The organism is Paenibacillus sp. FSL R5-0341, from assembly GCF_037975235.1.
Lineage (GTDB): Bacteria > Bacillota > Bacilli > Paenibacillales > Paenibacillaceae > Paenibacillus > Paenibacillus amylolyticus_A.
This window is the reverse complement of the sequence record NZ_CP150241.1, coordinates 252,433-269,581: the sequence shown is the minus strand read 5'-3', so window position 1 is coordinate 269,581 and position 17,149 is coordinate 252,433. Positions and strand designations below refer to the sequence as shown.

The following is a 17,149-nucleotide window of genomic DNA, read 5'->3' as shown; positions in this document are numbered from 1 at the left end:
TCCGCATTTCCTCCCTATTCGATGTTCCCTTGTTCCGCATTACGCACATCGTCAGCATCAGAATTTCTCCGGCTGCACCAGCACATAACCGAGATAAATCACCAGTGCGAGTACAATCATGCCGATGACGATCATCTGGCTCCCCCTTTCTAGCCTCAAGCCTTCTCGCAGAATTTCACAAATCCCCAAAACACCGCAAACAACAGCACAACCAATCCAATCATCGTGGCATCATTCACCATGCACCCTTCCTCCCTCTCTCTACCGTTCTCTGCACCTGCTGCATGTTAAATCGTAATACGAAACGCTGTAAAAAAGGGGTAAAGAAATGCTTCTATGGGTGTAAAAAAAGCGTAAAAAAAGACCCGCTCTCCTCAGCTAGGGGCTGAAAAGAACGGGTCTATGAAATTGTATTATTCATCCAAATGGATTCTGTGCCCACTGCAATAATCTCTTTTTCGTAATTTTTCCATGGGAGGTATGATTCACGACTTTTCCCTGATCGAGCAGAAGTACCTGCGGTGACTCATGGCGAACCTCTGTCTCTTCCGCAATGTGGCGGGATAACGAACGATCTTCAATCACTTTGACGATGCGGTAATCCATAGGTTGTTTGGGATCTGATGCATGGGTGCCCACAAACGCCATAAACTCTCTGTACGCTCTCGCACTCGTCGGACAAGTCGTGCTATGCTTCAGGATGAGCACCGGATGATCCTGCGAACGATGAAGCGCGTCTTCCCAGTCACCAAGTTTGTGCAATTCGCGGACATGTTCGCTGAGCATATGTTCCGAGTCTGCCCCCGCACGTTTGCTAACTACCGAACCGATCACAATGCCAAGCGCCAAGCCAAAAGCAATCCCGAGTCCAAGCTGCTGTGTAGCCGTACCAATACTGACTCCCATAGCAACACCTATAGCCAGCCATACGGCTTGATGATTCACCTTTTTATCCATATAGATCTTCCCTTCCTGAAATATGTATATCAAGGCTATATCTCCTCACCCTATTATTCTGATCAAATTATAGCATAGCCCTCTGTAAGCAGGCTTTGAGAATCTTTATCTCCGAGTACAGATTTCGGCGTTTCGATTTAAGCAAAATGCTCATTTGTGATACACTGGTTGTAATTTGGAAACGATGAACATGAAGAATGGATTGGAAGGGCGGAAATTCCATATGACATACGCATTTATGATTGAACCGCAGGATTTTATTGCGCTGGATAACGAAGACGAGCTAATTGAGAAATGTCAGGAGTGGGGCCTGCTTTCCGGTAAAGCGACCAAACTCAAAACGTTCTATTATAAAGGAAACGGATTGAACATGCCCTGCACCATCATTGGATATGTTGATCACATGGCAGCCGTTATTCAACTGGATAATGGACAAAAGCATTGTATTCACCCTTCGTATCTGAAGGAAATGCAAGCGTCCAGTTACAGCGCCAGAAGCATAAGCAATGCCGGGTCAGATCGAAGCACAGAATCGACAACTTCGAATACCATCGCACCAGGTACCCCTGCCGATGTTACGTCAACTCCCGATGCACTGGATAACCCGGATGAAATCCCTACGGATCTGGATGATTCGGACGACACGGACACAGATGAATTCTCCTCGGGGCTGAAGGGTGATCCGGATGGACTGGTAGAAGAGTATGTTGGACCTCAAACCGGAGCAGCGAGTGAAGCCAAACCTAAGGCCAAAACAGCGAGCAAAGCCAAAACCGTCAAGATTGATCTGCCCGAAGGCAAAGTGAAGATGAGTGCCGTGGTCAAAGAATTCACCACCGTACCGAATCACTTCTCTGACAATGATGATGAAGTCATCATCTACGAAGCAGTTACCATAACGGAGCCAGACGTCATCGATGTTGGAGAAGCCTGGTCAAGCCACAGTGCTACGGTTAAGAAACAGGAACTCGAAGTGGGAGACGTTATCACGTTTGAAGCGAAAATCATTAAGAAGAAGCTGACACGTAACCCGGTTCCTTATAAAATCAACAACCCTTCCAAGATTCAGAAGGAAGGCTAATCAAGTGAGATAATCACGAATCATTGCAAAAATTAGCACAAAAAAACCTCCACAACTGCTCAAGGCAGACCGCGGAGGTTTTTTCCATTTGAAGGCTATATTAGCGAAAAGTACGCTCTTAAGCTTGTCCCGGCGTAGCACTAATCTGAAACTGTACACCAAATTTATCGACAACCGAGCCGTAGGCTGGACTCCAGAATGTCTCTTGTATCGGCATTTTCACTTCGCCGCCGTCTTGCAGTTGGTTGAAAATTGCTTTGGCTTCATCCGCAGTATCCGTGTTTACCGTAACCGTAACATGATTACCTACAGTGTACGGCATGCCTGGAAATGTGTCGGACAACATTAATACCGAGCTGCCAATTTGCAATGAAGCATGCATAATACGGTCTTTCGCTTCGGGCGGAATGGGGTGATTCGGGTCAGATGGACCGTCGCCAAATGTTTGAAGCGCGAGCACTTCCGCTCCAAATGCCTTTTGATAAAACTCTACCGCTTCACGTCCATTACCGTCTGTTACCAGATACACATTCAAGCTGATCGACATGCGTTCTTCATCTCCTTGGGCTCTTGTAATTATACGATTCACGCCACTTGCGACAAGAGTATATATGAACAGGTAGTCCTTTGACAAGCGTATATCTCGGCACTCATCTCTGCGGACCTTTACATAATTAGGGTTACCAACATATTCTGAATCCATCCCTCTCTCCACTACTGCTTGCGCTTACGCATATAGTAGAGAAGCGTGATCAGAACACCCGGAACCAGTGCTGCAAAACTGGCATAGATCAGACACCATTTCATCAGGGTAAATATCGGAGTGAGTTCAGCAAGCACAGGCGTACGTTCAGGATAGCGATACATAATCAGGGATGCACCTACATTTTCGAGCATATCCATAGCCCAACCTAAGACCGGAACCAGATTCACCCAGCGCCAGCGACTCTTTACCGGAAGCACGCGATAGAGTACGGATAACAGAACAACTAATAGAAATAGATAGGCCAAGGGCCATATGAGGTCAAATGTGAATCGTGCCTGAATATAGGCGCTCCGCCCTGCTTCACCATACTGTTCAGCCATCTGATAAAGATCATTCGCCGTGTACAAAAAGGAGGAGTCCGGGGACTGCCCGCCACCTGTGGCCTCCTCCGACTTTGCCGCCTGCCAGGGCAGAATAAATGCAATGAAACAGGCAAATATAACAACTGCAGCTACAACCCATTTCCAATTGACCCGCTGATAGAACCAATTTGACACTTTATTCAGCATGTTCTGTCCCCTTTCCGATAAAAAAAAGACCACTCTCCCGAATCCTGTCGGTAAAATGGTTGTGTTCAATCCTATGAAGTTATCGAGCTTGAACGATGTTATCTATTTCACTTTTCAATAAGAGGTATCGGTGAACACTTCTCATGATCGGGACCTTCGTTAGTTTGTTCTTGTCCACGTACAGTTTCATCTGGTCTTTGGTCAAGCCGAGCAAACTTCCAGCTTCCGATACCGTCAATACTACCTCGGGGTTCGTAGCATTAAACGTCTTCTTTACTTTCTGATTCCAGTCCTCGAATACCTGCATAGATCAGCGACCTCTCCTATCCATAGCCAGTTATTATCAGGCTGAATATATCCATTATACCACACTTGTGATGCTCGTAACTTAATCCTTGCGCAGAACCATATTCTGATAGGCTTTTTCAGTTGCTATAACATGAGAAAAAGAGCCACGTCTGAACGTGGCACTTGATGATCTCTCTATGATATTTGTCACGCTTCTTCCCAGAAGCGGCGCAGGTTGTCCATGGCGATTTTGGATGCGGATTTGCATTCCTCCATGCCTTCGAATTCCACCGTAATGTGGCCATCATAGCCGGACTCTTTGATCAGCTTTACAATTTTGCGGATTGGAATATCCCCTTGCCCAACGATGGCACCACGCAGGAAGTTGCCGTAGGCTGTGGTGAACCATTCACCTTCACCCGGATGCTCATCATAAGGACGGAAGTAGAAGTCTTTGAAGTGGACCAGAGAAGCGTACGGCAGATTTTTCATGACGCCGATGATCGGGTTCTCATCCACGCACATGAAGTTGCCTATATCGAGTGTTGTTTTGAAGTTCGGACGATCTACAGCATGCAGCACACGTTGCACCCGATCACTCGCCTGCACACTGAAGCCGTGATTCTCAATGGTCGTGGTGATTCCAAACTGCGCGGCATAGTCCGCAATGATCTGGCTTCCCTTCACCATCAGAGGCAGATGTTGCTCGAACCAGGCAATGGTCATCTTCTCCTTCGGCAGAGTAAACGCAGTGACGTCATGACGCAGATGTTTTACACCCATCCGGTGTACGACATCCACATGCCTTTTGACCCGAGCCATCTCTTCTGCAAACGCCTCTTCCGTCTCCTGCACGAAATTCGCTGGCATCGAGTAATTGGACAGTTCAATACCCGCAGACGCTGCCCGTTCTCGAATTGCATCCGCCAGATCGTGATTATCCTCCACGGTATAACCGTAAGGCACCATCTCCATATGCTCGCCGCCGTTCGCCGCAATCCAGTCGATCACATCCAGCACAGTCATCTCACCCGAATTCAAATCGTTCAACAAACTATACGTGCTCAGGCCCACTTTCATCTGCTCAGCTCCCTATCGATATTGTTGGATAAATTGAACCGCCTTGCGAATGTCCTGCTCCGGCTGATGCCCAACCTCACGTTCAATCGTAAGATAACCGGTGTAACCAATCTCCTGAAGCGCTGCAAAGTATCCGTCAAAATCAACGCCACCCTCGCCCAGAGGAACCTCGCGGAAGAATGTTCCGGAAGAGACCATCTCGGCAATCTTATCGTGATCCATAGGGGCATAACCGACCGCTCCATATACGTCTCGTGGGTCAACTTCCTTCAGCCGCACACCATCCTTCACATGGGTATGTACGATGTAATCCTTGAGCAGATGAACGCCCCGCGCCGGATCATCTCCAGTCACCATCACCATATTCGCCGGGTCAAAATTCACTGATACTCCGTTGGTCGACAGCGTATCCAGGAATCCTTTTAAGTCAGCAGCCGTTTCCGGTCCTGTCTCAATGGCAAAGTACGCACCAACACTCTTGGCGTATTGGCCCAGCTCCTCACAAGCAGCGTGCAGCGTAGCATAGACCTCCGATGAAGGGTCATGTGGAACAATGCCGATATGTGTTGTGACGATGTTAGTGCCCAGATCGAGGGCCAGATCCACGATCCGCTTCGACTTCTCCACTTTCCACGGATTATCTTCCTTGACCTGAAACCCATGTCCGCCCAGGTCACCGACCAATGCTGAAATTTCAAGACCCAGAGAATCGATGTAACTCTTTAACTCTTTGCGTGCCGCAGGTGACAAATTTTCAGGGTCCATCTCTCCCTTGACGGCATAGATCTGCACACCTTCTGCACCTACGTCTTTGGCTTTGTTCAACCCTTCCCGTACACCTACGCCAAAACTATCCACGATGACACCAATCTTATTCGTTAATTTCATGTCATACCTCCTGAAGATTACGTATTTGGATTCACTGGAACAAGTTTCACCGACTTAATCTCATACGGTTTGAATCTCAGTTCGAATGCTCCGTTTGGACAAGCCAACGGATGGATCTCATCCTCCAGCAGATTAATGATGGACGCTTTGATTTCCTTTTCAGCCCACTGAACCTGCACCGTTTCCCGACCTCCAGATGATTCGTAGAAACGCAGCACCGTTCCCGAGCCGTCTTCTGCGGGCTTAATTGCATCCAGTATGACATGCTCACTGTGGAACTGAACCCAAGCATGTTCAGCTGGCAAGTGACCGGAAGACTGACTCGCTGCCACAACCTCCACCGGATGATTAAGCTCCATCGCCCGGCGAACCACGGCGGCTTGTCGCCAATCGCCCTGGTGGGGCAGGATCGAATACGTGAATTCATGATCGCCCTGATCGGCATGTTCATCCGGCCATTTCGGGGCACGAAGCAGGGACAGGCGGATCGTCCGATCCTTGATGTCATACCCGTACTTGCAATCATTCAGCAAACTCACACCGCTGTTTCCCTCCGAGATATCCGCCCAACGATGCCCGCAGACCTCGAACTGCGCCTGCTCCCAACTGGTGTTGTTATGAGTTGGACGCTCCAACGCTCCAAACGGAATTTCATAGGCTGCTTTGGCTGCCACCAGATCCACTGGAAAGGCCACCTTGAGCAGCTTATGACTTTCATTCCACTTCACTTTTGTATGGAAATCAACACGCCGCTGGTGACGATGCAAAATGATATCCTGACTGATCTCCGATTGATTCAGCTTCCAGACAAAACGCAGTACATCTCGCGTAGCCCCGCGTTGTACAACCTCTCTGGAGATCAACTGCACCGCACCAGCTCGCTGGGATTCAAACCGTGGATCGATATCCCATGCATCCCAGTACGTCGGTTTGTCGTGGAAAAACTGCCACTCATTCGCCCGATCACCGGGCTTCAGCCAGTCGCGTCCTACCGATTTGTCATACCATCGGGTGATCTCTCCCAATTCATTGAACTCAAGCGTGTAGAATTCAGTTTCCCATGTGGAAGGGAAAGATTCTTCTCCCCTTACTGGAAGGATAACATCCGATGCCTCGCGCAGCCATATGGTTGTATACCCAAAAGCAGGAATCGATGGAACATGCACGAGCAGCGTATACTTGTCTTCCTTTTGTTCAAGATCACAGGCCAGACGCTTTCCTTGACGATCAAATGCAGCAAGCCCTGCGAGATGGGCATCGCCTGTAATGGTGACATTTTCTCCCCGTTCCCAGCCGAGGCTGTTGAATATAATGTAGGGAAGACCATCGACTTCATCTGTTGCAATGTTCTCCGCAAGGGTATCCAACGTTTCCCGCAGTGCGGATGTACCTAATGCAAATACCTTCGTGTACTCCTCGGTGGACGTTACGTATACTTCAGGAATCGACGTTCCCGGAATAATGTCATGGAATTGGTTGAGCATAATCAGCTTCCAGCCCTCATCCAGATCATTCTTCGTGTGTGCAGCCCAAGCTCCGGCAAATTGCCCCCAGATCTCCGCTTCCCGATACAGTACCTCTGCCTTTCGATTGCTACGTTTGTTCCTCGCATGAGTCGTGTAGGTTCCGCGATGCAGCTCCAGGTACAAGTCCCCGTGCCATTTCGGCAACGTCGGATGATTTAATGATATGTCTTCAAAAAAAGCACCAGCCGTGCTGAATTTGCTGATCGGCTGTCCGACCATCAAATGGGATCGCTCCGCAAACTCCACCATCTCATTCGTCACGCCGCCACCACCATCGCCATGTCCATAAAGCAACATCTGCTCAGGATGCACATCCTTCTGTTTATACGATTGCCAGTGTTCATCCACATCTTTGGGACGCGTATGTTCATTCACGCCATGATTCAGATACGCCAGCACGGAAGTTCCGTCAATGCCTACCCAGTCGAAGAGGTCATACGGAAACGCATTGGTATCATTCCAATTCAGCTTGGTGGTCATAAAATAAGGAATATTCGCGAGCTTCAGCATCTGCGGTAAGGAAGCACAGTAGCCAAAGGTATCCGGCAGCCACTCGATGTTGGAGCGTTTGCCAAACTCCGCCTGATAGAAGTTCTGTCCATACAGAATCTGCCGAACTAACGACTCGCCACTCGGAATATTCAGATCCGGCTCGACCCACATGCCTCCGACCAACTCCCAGCGCCCTTCAGCAATACGGGCTTTAACTCGCTCATACAACTCCGGGTAATGGTCCTTCACGAAGGCATATAACTGCGGCTGGCTCTGGGAATACACGAAATCCGGGTACGTGTCCATCAAGGTGCACATGGTCGAAAACGTGCGACTGGACTTGCGAACCGTCTCACGTACAGGCCACAGCCAGGCAATATCAATGTGGGATTGTCCAACCAGATGCATGAAGCCACTTCGATATTCCTCCGGGTCTTCCTGCTGTACCGACTGTGCTAATGCATATTCGAAGTTCTGTATCCAAGCTGCATCACTCCAGCGTTCCGGGTCATTGTACATGTCATCCATCACCTGATGAATGGCCTGGATAAGCGCCATCCGCTTGGGCTCCTTCTCGTTATATGCCCGGAGCGACTCAGCGAGTACCGTCACGCTGTACATCAGGCTCTGTAACGGCTGATTGATATGAACCAATGCTGCCCGAATACCCTGAATAGGCGGCTGAATAACAGCTTGTCGGTTGAGTGGGTCATCCGGCTCTGGAATCGGATCATAGAGTTCAATCTCCAACTGCGGCGTATCTCCTACCCGACTTCTCGGAAGGGGGACGAACCCGTGATTCCGGTCCAGTCCGTGATACGGCATGCCATTCACCTTCAGCAGCCCTTCTCCTCCAGCCTCGAAGATCAGCCCAATAGCCTGATATTGCCACTCCTCCGGAATCTCCACACGTTTGCGCAGAAAATACGTCGTTCCATGTACGCTGTTCAGCGGATTCAAGCTTTGCATGGCCTTGTCTGCCTGCTCATCTTCATTTACTTCTGCCTGTTCGTACTCGTATTCTCCTGGCCGAATGTATCTGGCCCTCTGCATCTCCCACGCTGGAAGCTCGATCGTATCCAGCCATTGCCGCTGCTTCAGATCCTCGATGAATCGCTGAATTCGAATCATACTTCCACCCCCACCTTCTGGATCTGCAGACTGCAAGCAGTCCATTCTGTGGAACTGCGGCCAACCATGAGCCTGAATTCACCCGGTTCCACGACAGACTGAAGACGAGAGTCGACCAGTGCGAGATGTTCTTTTTGCACAGAGAATGTAACGGTCCGAGTCTGTCCTGGCTCCAGATGAATTTTACGAAAACCTTTCAGTGACATTTCAGCTCGCGTGACCGAAGCTGATACATCTGTGATATACAACTGCACAACCTCACTTCCGGCAACCGCTCCGGTATTCGTGACTTCAACCATCACCTGAGCTTCATCGTCCGGGCCGATCACATCTGGTATAACCCTTACATTCTCGTATTTGAATTCGGTATAGCTCAGCCCATATCCGAACGGATACTGCGGCGCAAGATCCATCTCCAGATACCGCTTGCCACGAGTGCGTTTGGCATGATAATAGACCGGAAGTTGCCCAACATGCTTGGGAATGGAGATGGTAAGGCGGCCCGATGGATTCACATCGCCAAACAGAATATCCGCAATCGCGTTACCACCTTCCTGCCCGGGGTACCACGCTTCCACAATCGCATGAACATGCTCATCAATCCAAGGTTCAGCTATTGGGCGGCCGTTAATATACACCACGATAACGGGTTTTCCCAGCTTATGTACCTCCTGCACCAGCTCCAATTGAACACCCATGAGATTCAGGGAAGCCCGGTCAATGCCCTCGCCACACTCCATGTCGTTCCATGGATCATCCGTTACCACAGACGCTCCTGTCCGCAAGTCTATGGTACCTTCACCAAAATCGCGGGCGCTGGACCCACCCATCACCATCACGATGAAATCCGCCTGTTCCGCACAGGCGAGTGCTTGCTCAAATCCCTCTTTGGAATCGCCTTTAATCCGGCAACCCGGTGCGTACAGCACCTGACCCGAATCCGCGCCAAACTTGCGCGTAATGCCATCCAGTACGGTGACGATCTGTTCTCTCGGCTGTGGCGAGGTATAGTCCCCAAGCTGGTTATAGATATGGTTCGCGTTTGGACCAATGACAGCCAGCTTTGTACCTGTTTTGCCGAGTGGGAGGGTAGCCCCTTCATTTTTCAGTAAAACAATTCCCTCTTGCGCTACTTCCCTCGCCAGCTGAGTATGGTCTTCACATCCGATAACCTGCTCTGCAAAGTCTGGATCAACGAAAGGCTTTTCAAATAACCCGAGTCTGAATTTCATCTCCAACACCCGCCACACAGCCAAGTCCAGATCCTTCTCCTCGATCAATCCCTGCTCCAGCGCCTGACCGAGATGTTTGCGGTACATGTACCCGGACATCTCCATGTCTACCCCGGCCTGAAGGGACTGTGCTACGGCCTGCTCCCCGTTCTCGGCGGTGTTATGTCCATGGACCAGCATCTGAATGGCGCCAAAATCAGTAATGACGAATCCATCAAACCCCCACTGCTCACGCAGAAGGTCATTCAACAGATACGTACTGGACGTACAAGGTACACCATCAATCTCGTTATAAGCGGTCATCACGGAACATGCCCCGGCTTCCACTGCTTTTTTGAACGGCAACAGATCTATTTCATGCAATTCACGTAATCCCATATGCACAGGTGCTGCATTACGCCCACCCTCCGAGCTGCCATAAGCCGCAAAATGCTTGAGTGTCGCGACAATTGTCTGGTTGGAATCGAGGCGATCACCCTGTAGTCCCTTCATCGCTTCTACTGCAAACTCACCGATTAAATATGGATCTTCGGCAAAACATTCCTCTGTCCGTCCCCATCTTGGGTCACGCACTACATCAAGCACCGGGGAATACGTTGCCGCTCCCCCCTGGCTCCGGGTCTCCACAGCGATGGCTTCACACATCCTGCGGTATAACTCCATATTCCATGTGCTGCCCACCGTTAACGGTACCGGAAATACTGTCGCCCCAATCGCCATATGCCCGTGGGAACACTCTTCTCCGAACAAAATGGGAATGCCCAGCCGGGAATGCTCCATGGCATACTGCTGAATGACATTTGTAGCAACAGCTCCTTGTCGTGGGGTCAGCCCCGTTTCCAGCGTCACTTCAGTCCATGGATCGGCCCGAAGCACACCGTACAGAGAACCGACACCGCCCTGTTCCATGTCCGCTTTGAACTCTTCCGTCACCCGTACTGTACCATCAGCTAATTTGTCATACGTCTTCCAGCCCATCGGCTGAATGAGTTGTCCAATCTTCTCTGCCGTTGTCATCCGTCCAATCAGATCCTGAACTCGCTCCTGAATAGGAAGCGAAGCATCTTTATAGTCCATATGCACATTCTCCTTATGCGTTCGGAATTAGTTAGGCGCGTGCACTTACATCACATGGCTTTGCGGTAGTCACTCGGTGCCACACCCACCACGTTCTTGAAAGCCCGGTTGAAGGAATTATAGTTCGTGTATCCCACTTCCTCACTGATCTCCTGAATAGCCTTATCGGTCTCCTGCATGAGCAGCTTGGCTTTTTCGATGCGATGACTAATGAGCAGATCCACAAACTTCTCCCCAATCTCATCCTTGAAAAGCTTGCTCAGATACTTCGGATTAATATCGAATAGATCACTAAGGTAGTTCAGCGACAGATCAGGATTGTTGTAATGCTCTTCGATATATTTGCGAATCTCCAGAATATGTGATCTGTGTTTTCGAGAACAATGCAGCGTCTGCATCTGCAGCGCCAGTTCCCTGAACCCTTCCCAGCACAGCTCACGCAGATCGTCTAACGTTTCCCAGCCCTCAAGCCTTGGCAGAAGTGGGGTGAATATAGCAGCCCACGACTCCTGGTACTCTCGTGGAAGTTCGGCGAATTCCCGATTGTAATGTTGAAATAACAATTGGATCGTATTCATAATCTCCTGCCGGGACAGGACGGACTCACTAATCTGTTCAAATAGTCTTTCAAAATGCTTTTCCCACACATCGTCCGATAAGCGCATCGCCTGCACCAGCAGTGAGATGGTCTTCAGGAACTCATACACATCATTGGTCGAATTCGGTACATCGCTACACGGAATGATGCGATTCATCCCCAGTACAGCCTTGTACTCCAGCGCGTGCACAGCTTCTTTCAATGAAGCTCTCAGTCCCCGAATATCGACAGCGACCCGACCAACACCGATGGTCACGGTGAAGTTCAGATACTGATCGATTCTGTCCAGATAACCAGCGAGCAATCGATGCTCGGTCTCCTCAGCCTGTTCCATTTCCGGAATCCAGAGGATAGCGTACAGACGCTGATCGGAGATCCATTCAGCCCATACTTCCGTTCCTTCATGACGCGCACTCTCCTGCAGAATACTGGATAACACGAATTTCAGGAGGGATTGGTCCTGATCATGATACTCCGTTACAAATGCATCATACCGATCCATCTCGACTACCATGACGGCCCAACGATGCTCCAGCTCAGGCAGTTTGAACTTCCTCATCTCTGCTGTCAGCTCCGTGCTCGTAAAGTCTCGTGTGCCCTCCAGCAACTCCTGAAAGAACATTTTTTTCTGCAAAATCAGATTCTCTTCATGCTCCTCCCGATATTGTCTCGTCTGATCAATCATGCGTTCCAGCGTTGTATGGATGAATCGGAACTCATTCTCTTTGCCATAGTTCAGCCCCGATTGCTTCTGTGAAGAGACGGTCTGAATTAACGTGACAATCTGCTGAATCGGCTTGTAGTTTCTGCGGGTCACATAGATCACCCATACCACGCCAATTAACACAACCACTACAGCAAAGGCAAACCAGATATTATAAAATTGCAGAGCCAATTTGACGATTTTGCCATTGTTGAGACCTGTCTTCACCTTCCAACCACTGTAACTCGACGTAAATTCGGAGAAGACTTCTCCCGAAGTGGTTTTAGTAGAAGCTGTAACCCCTTCTGGCATGCTGCTATCCCACAGATTGCCGCCTGATCGGTTGAAGATGTTCACGAACGTAAATTCTGGATCATACATCTGCATGATGGATTTTCTCAAGGTACTCAGATCCACGTTCGTGACCACAAGTCCTTTGCCGTTCCCTACACTTCGCACAATCGTAATCACCTGCTCCGTCGCTTGCGAAGGAAAAGCCCTGAACGCTCGTGCTCCTGCCCATTTCTGTTCATCCCTTGACCGGCTATCTGCAATGAAGTCTGCATCCGGGAACTCTTCAATCGGAACAGCCTTCCCGTTACTGAAGACCGTGCCATCTCCATATCGAACGAGATATATCGAATCGATCAGCGGATACTCTATTTTCAATTCATCAACTACCTGGACCGCCTGAATGCCTGCATACACATCTTCGCTGCCAGATACCGAGAAATAATTCTTCAAGTTAGGGTTGGTCAAAATTTCACGCAGTACCTTGAAGTCGATAGAACGCAGGGAGTTGTCCAGATATTGCGTGACCTGTGAGGCAAGGAATTCATTCGCCTTAAGCGCTTCTCTACGATTCTGTTCATTGAATACCTGAAAGAAAATAAAGAATAAAATGGTCGTCACAATAAAGAAAACAGGCAGATACGATAACAGCAAACGCCTAAACCAATTGTTATTCATCTCCGAGATCCCCCCACCGTTACTGTTCATGCTGAATGACGACAAATAGTTGTGCTGATCGCTAATTTCCCATAAATGTTCAGTACATTATATCGGATGACGTGGGGTTGTCATAGGAGAAGACCGTCCCGGTCACGGGTGACAGACGGGACAGCCTCTATATGGAATCCTTCAATTATTGATTCTTCTCAATGGCACGCTGGTAGATCTCAAGGTAATTACTCAACCCCAGACCATCAAAGCCTTTAACATACGAATCCCATTCCTTATCAATGCTCTTGCTACCAATAATGAACTGCGCCATATTCGTCTGCACATAATCCTTGATGGCCGTAGTCAGTTGTGCAGCTGATTCCGTATCCTCTGGACGAATAAATACGTTCGCAGGGTATACTTCTTTGGGTGCATAAGGTTCATACACATTGGTCGCTTGAGCCAAACGTGTACCATAACCCTCTGCTTCTAGAGGATTCTGTCCTTCCGCAAACAGATTACGGAACGTGTTGGACAAGTCATGTGCTCCGATCTGTGACCAGCTCTCGTTCACAACAACGTTCGGATCACGCTCAGGCAGGTTGTAGTAGCTGTATTTGGCCGGCTCGCCATTGATGTTCTTCTCATCGGCATCTGCCTTCTTCCAGCCCTTGCCTTCAGTTGGTCCATACTCCGCGTACAGCGCACCTTCTTCACTGAACATGTAGTCTACGATTTTGATGGCGGCAATCTGCTGTGCTTCTGTCGCTTTGTTGGTAATGGCAAACTCAAACTCACCTACGCTCTGCGTAGCGCCTGTCGTCTGCACTCCATCCGGCCCTTTCAATGGAGGTACGATCTCCCAGTGCTGGTGACGGGTGATGTCTTTGTCATAGGTATTCACGAGATAACTGACCAGCGCCGTCGTAATAGAGCCGACCACTTCATCGCCTTCCTTGTTCCCCAGCTGTCCAATCGCCTGATCGTTTTGCGTGAAGGAAGCCGGATCAATCAGGCCATCTGCATACAGCTTGTTCATGTATTCCAGCCCTTTCTTCCAGCCTTCTTGATTGGCGGCAAAGCTCACCTTGCCATCGTTCACGATCAGGTATTTGTCGTTGTCATTGTATATAAAGCTGTTCATCAGGTAGGCATCAATGTTGCCATTCCATACATACTTGTTCGGTGCGCCCGTGAGTGGAATCTCGTCCGCTTTCCCGTTACCGTTCGGATCTTGTGTCTTAAACGCCTTCAGAACGGTATACAATTCATCTGTCGTGGTTGGCATTTTCAGACCCAAATTATCGAGCCACTCCGTGTTGATCCAGTATTTCTGTGCATACGTACAGTGATAACATTCATTGAAGATCGGCAGCGCATAGATGTTGCCATCCGGTGCCGTAATGGCTTCTTTGAAGTATGGCTTCTCTTCCATAATCTTGGTCAGGTTCGGACCATACTCCTGAATCAGATCCTGTAGCGGAAGGAACACGCCTTGTTTTCCATAGGTTTGAAGGTCTGAGGTGGTGAACTTGCCGTGAAGAAACACTTCGGGATAATCACCACTAGCCAGTAGCAATTGTCTGCGATCCTGCAAAGCGTCCGTTGGGGCCAGATCCCATTTCAAGGTAACGTCGAACTTGTCTTCGATAAATTGGGTGAATTCATTCTCTTCCATAGACGCTTTGCCTTGTGGAGCAAAGAAAGTCATGGTTACAGGACCGCCGCTCTCCCCGCTACCGTCGCTACTTCCACCCGATTCCTCGGATGAACTGCATGCGGACAACAAAGCCATCGAAGCAAAGACCAGAAACAACATCGAAATCCAAGATTTTCTCAATCTGACTCCTCCTTTTTGTTTATAACGGCAAACTATTGACTTGTACTGCACGTGTATAAAATCGACCCCGGAAGCCGGCGTGTTCCTTCCACCCCCTCTCAAGAGGCAACCGGGCTTAACTCACAAGGATTAACCTTTGAGGGAACCAACCATGACCCCTTTAACAAAATGCTTCTGTACAAATGGATACATGATCAGAATTGGAATACTCGCGACAACGATCAGTGCATATTTCAACACCTGCTCGAACCCTTGGTCCCGCATCTGTTGGCTGGTATTGGCGAGCATCGCCGGATCAGCCGCGTTGAGGATGAGCAGATTACGAAGCACGTATTGCAGAGGGAACAACTTCTCGGAGCGCAGGTAGATCAGTGCATCGAAATACGCATTCCAGTGACCTACGGCATACATGAGTGTCATGACCGCCAGAATGGGCTTCGATAAGGGAAGAACCACGCTGATCAGATACCGGATATCCCGGCATCCGTCCATTTCCGCGGCCTCGCCAAGCTCTTCCGGGATGGATGATTGGAAGAACGTTCTCGCCACGATGACCTGGAACACCGCGAGCGCCCCGGGCAGCCACATCGCCCAGCGTGTATCGAGTAGGTGCAAATCCTTCATCAAGAGGTAGGTGGGAATCAGACCACCATCAAAGAACATCGTGATCATCATGAAAATAATGATGGCCCCTCGTCCATAGAACGATTTTCGTGACAAAGGATACGCCAGCATGACGGTCAGCACCACGTTAATGAACGTGCCCACCACGGTGTAGATGATCGTATTATAAAAACCGAGCATAAGCTGTTGGCTTTTGAAAATGGAGATGTACGCCTTGATGTTAAAGTCTACCGGGAACAGCCACACCTGACCGGATGTCACGGCTCGTGAAGAGCTAAACGAAGAACTGATGATATACAAGAGCGGGTAAAACACCGTTAGCAGTATGGCGAACAGAAAGATGTAGTTAAGTGTCATGAAAATGCGGTCACCGAGCGGGTCCTTGATCCGGTTACGATTAATCAGGTTGAACATGGATAAGCTCCTCCTTTACCACAAGCTGTTCTGGGATACTTTGCGCGATATGCCGTTGACGATAACCAGCAGGATCAGGTTGATAATGGAGTTGAAGAATCCTACTGCCGAGGAGAAGCTAAAATTCGCTCCGATCAGACCCACCTTGTACACATACGTGGAGATGACCTCCGAGGCGCTTGTGTTGAGTGGATTCTGCATCAGATATATTTTCTCGAAGCCTACACCCATAATGCTGCCCAGACTCAGAATCAGCATGATAACGGTGACTGGAACGAGCGATGGGAGGTCGATATGCCATATTTTCCGAAGTCTTGAGGCGCCGTCCATCTTTGCTGCTTCATAGAGAGATGGATCAACACCAGCAAGAGCTGCGATATATATAATGGATGAATACCCCATGCCCTGCCATACACCAGACCAAACGTAGATCGATTTGAAGTATTCTGGAATGCCCATGAAGTTCGTCATCGGGAAGCCGAGCAGTGTGAACAGCTTGTCTACTACGCCGACATGCGGGGAGAGCATCAGAATGATAATGGATACCATGACAACGGTGGAGATAAAATGTGGAGCGTAGGTGACCATCTGCACGGTCTTTTTGAAGTAACCCGTTCGAATCTCATTCAGCGCCAGCGCCAGAAGGATCGGAATAGGGAAACCGGCGATTAAGGAATAGAAGCTAATGCCTATCGTGTTCTTAATCAGTAGCCAGAAGTTTGGAGATTGGAAGAAGGCTTCAAAATGTTTGAATCCAACCCAAGGGCTTCCCCAGATTCCTTTGACCACGCTGAAGTCCTTGAAGGCGATCTGGACACCCACCATAGGAATGTACTTGAAGATCAACAGATACAACACCGGGGGTAGCACGAGCAGGTAGAGCTCCCAGTGTTTCTTGAGGCTTTTGATGAATGGATGCTGCCGCTTGGGCTCCACATGTTTCCTCTGCTGGAGTTCCATCTTGGCGGGTATGCTTTCCGTAGCTCGACTCATATGCGTCA

At 49.3% G+C, this 17,149-nt stretch carries 14 protein-coding genes; 1 reads left to right on the top strand and 13 read right to left on the bottom strand.

Going from position 1 to position 17,149, the window contains the following annotated elements:
* Positions 1-57: 57 nt before the first annotated feature.
* Positions 58-189 (bottom strand): potassium-transporting ATPase subunit F, encoded by a 132-nt coding sequence (locus MKX75_RS01265; protein ID WP_339168084.1) that lies wholly within the window; start codon positions 187-189, stop codon positions 58-60.
* A 228-nt stretch (positions 190-417) separates the two neighbouring features.
* A complete protein-coding gene (ytxJ, locus tag MKX75_RS01260) occupies positions 418-990 on the bottom strand; it encodes a bacillithiol system redox-active protein YtxJ (protein WP_339168082.1) in 573 nt (190 codons plus the stop codon).
* 190 nt (positions 991-1,180) lie between these two features.
* On the opposite strand from ytxJ, the gene MKX75_RS01255 reads away from it, so the two are divergent.
* A complete protein-coding gene (locus MKX75_RS01255) occupies positions 1,181-2,038 on the top strand; it encodes a hypothetical protein (protein WP_339168080.1) in 858 nt (285 codons plus the stop codon).
* 118 nt (positions 2,039-2,156) lie between these two features.
* Here MKX75_RS01255 and MKX75_RS01250 read toward each other — a convergent pair whose 3' ends face one another.
* The 11 genes from MKX75_RS01250 to MKX75_RS01200 all read right to left on the bottom strand — a co-directional run bounded on the left by MKX75_RS01250 (position 2,157) and on the right by MKX75_RS01200 (position 17,108).
* Complete coding sequence (locus tag MKX75_RS01250) at positions 2,157-2,585, bottom strand: VOC family protein (protein WP_091038708.1); 429 nt, start codon at positions 2,583-2,585, stop codon at positions 2,157-2,159.
* A gap of 167 nt (positions 2,586-2,752) precedes the next feature.
* Positions 2,753-3,313 (bottom strand): hypothetical protein, encoded by a 561-nt coding sequence (locus tag MKX75_RS01245; protein ID WP_339168077.1) that lies wholly within the window; start codon positions 3,311-3,313, stop codon positions 2,753-2,755.
* A gap of 79 nt (positions 3,314-3,392) precedes the next feature.
* The gene (locus MKX75_RS01240) at positions 3,393-3,620 is read right to left on the bottom strand and encodes a hypothetical protein (protein ID WP_062837704.1); all 228 of its coding nucleotides are present in this window, start codon (positions 3,618-3,620) and stop codon (positions 3,393-3,395) included.
* A gap of 188 nt (positions 3,621-3,808) precedes the next feature.
* On the bottom strand, positions 3,809-4,681 hold the full coding sequence (locus MKX75_RS01235; RefSeq protein ID WP_145153429.1) for a sugar phosphate isomerase/epimerase: 873 nt from the start codon (positions 4,679-4,681) through the stop codon (positions 3,809-3,811).
* A 12-nt stretch (positions 4,682-4,693) separates the two neighbouring features.
* Positions 4,694-5,569 (bottom strand): sugar phosphate isomerase/epimerase family protein, encoded by an 876-nt coding sequence (locus MKX75_RS01230; protein ID WP_047841499.1) that lies wholly within the window; start codon positions 5,567-5,569, stop codon positions 4,694-4,696.
* A 17-nt stretch (positions 5,570-5,586) separates the two neighbouring features.
* A complete protein-coding gene (locus MKX75_RS01225) occupies positions 5,587-8,718 on the bottom strand; it encodes an alpha-mannosidase (protein WP_339168074.1) in 3,132 nt (1,043 codons plus the stop codon).
* A complete protein-coding gene (locus tag MKX75_RS01220; RefSeq protein ID WP_339168072.1) occupies positions 8,715-11,027 on the bottom strand; it encodes a glycoside hydrolase family 3 N-terminal domain-containing protein in 2,313 nt (770 codons plus the stop codon). The genes MKX75_RS01225 and MKX75_RS01220 overlap by 4 nt, the downstream gene beginning before the upstream one ends.
* A 50-nt stretch (positions 11,028-11,077) precedes the next feature.
* A complete protein-coding gene (locus MKX75_RS01215; protein ID WP_339168070.1) occupies positions 11,078-13,297 on the bottom strand; it encodes a helix-turn-helix domain-containing protein in 2,220 nt (739 codons plus the stop codon).
* A 175-nt stretch (positions 13,298-13,472) separates the two neighbouring features.
* Positions 13,473-15,110 (bottom strand): extracellular solute-binding protein, encoded by a 1,638-nt coding sequence (locus MKX75_RS01210; RefSeq protein WP_264935608.1) that lies wholly within the window; start codon positions 15,108-15,110, stop codon positions 13,473-13,475.
* A gap of 129 nt (positions 15,111-15,239) precedes the next feature.
* Positions 15,240-16,148: a carbohydrate ABC transporter permease gene (locus MKX75_RS01205; RefSeq protein ID WP_082763028.1), complete on the bottom strand. Its 909-nt coding sequence runs from the start codon at positions 16,146-16,148 to the stop codon at positions 15,240-15,242.
* A 15-nt stretch (positions 16,149-16,163) separates the two neighbouring features.
* Positions 16,164-17,108: an ABC transporter permease subunit gene (locus MKX75_RS01200; protein ID WP_223868815.1), complete on the bottom strand. Its 945-nt coding sequence runs from the start codon at positions 17,106-17,108 to the stop codon at positions 16,164-16,166.
* Between the last annotated feature and the right edge of the window lie 41 nt (positions 17,109-17,149).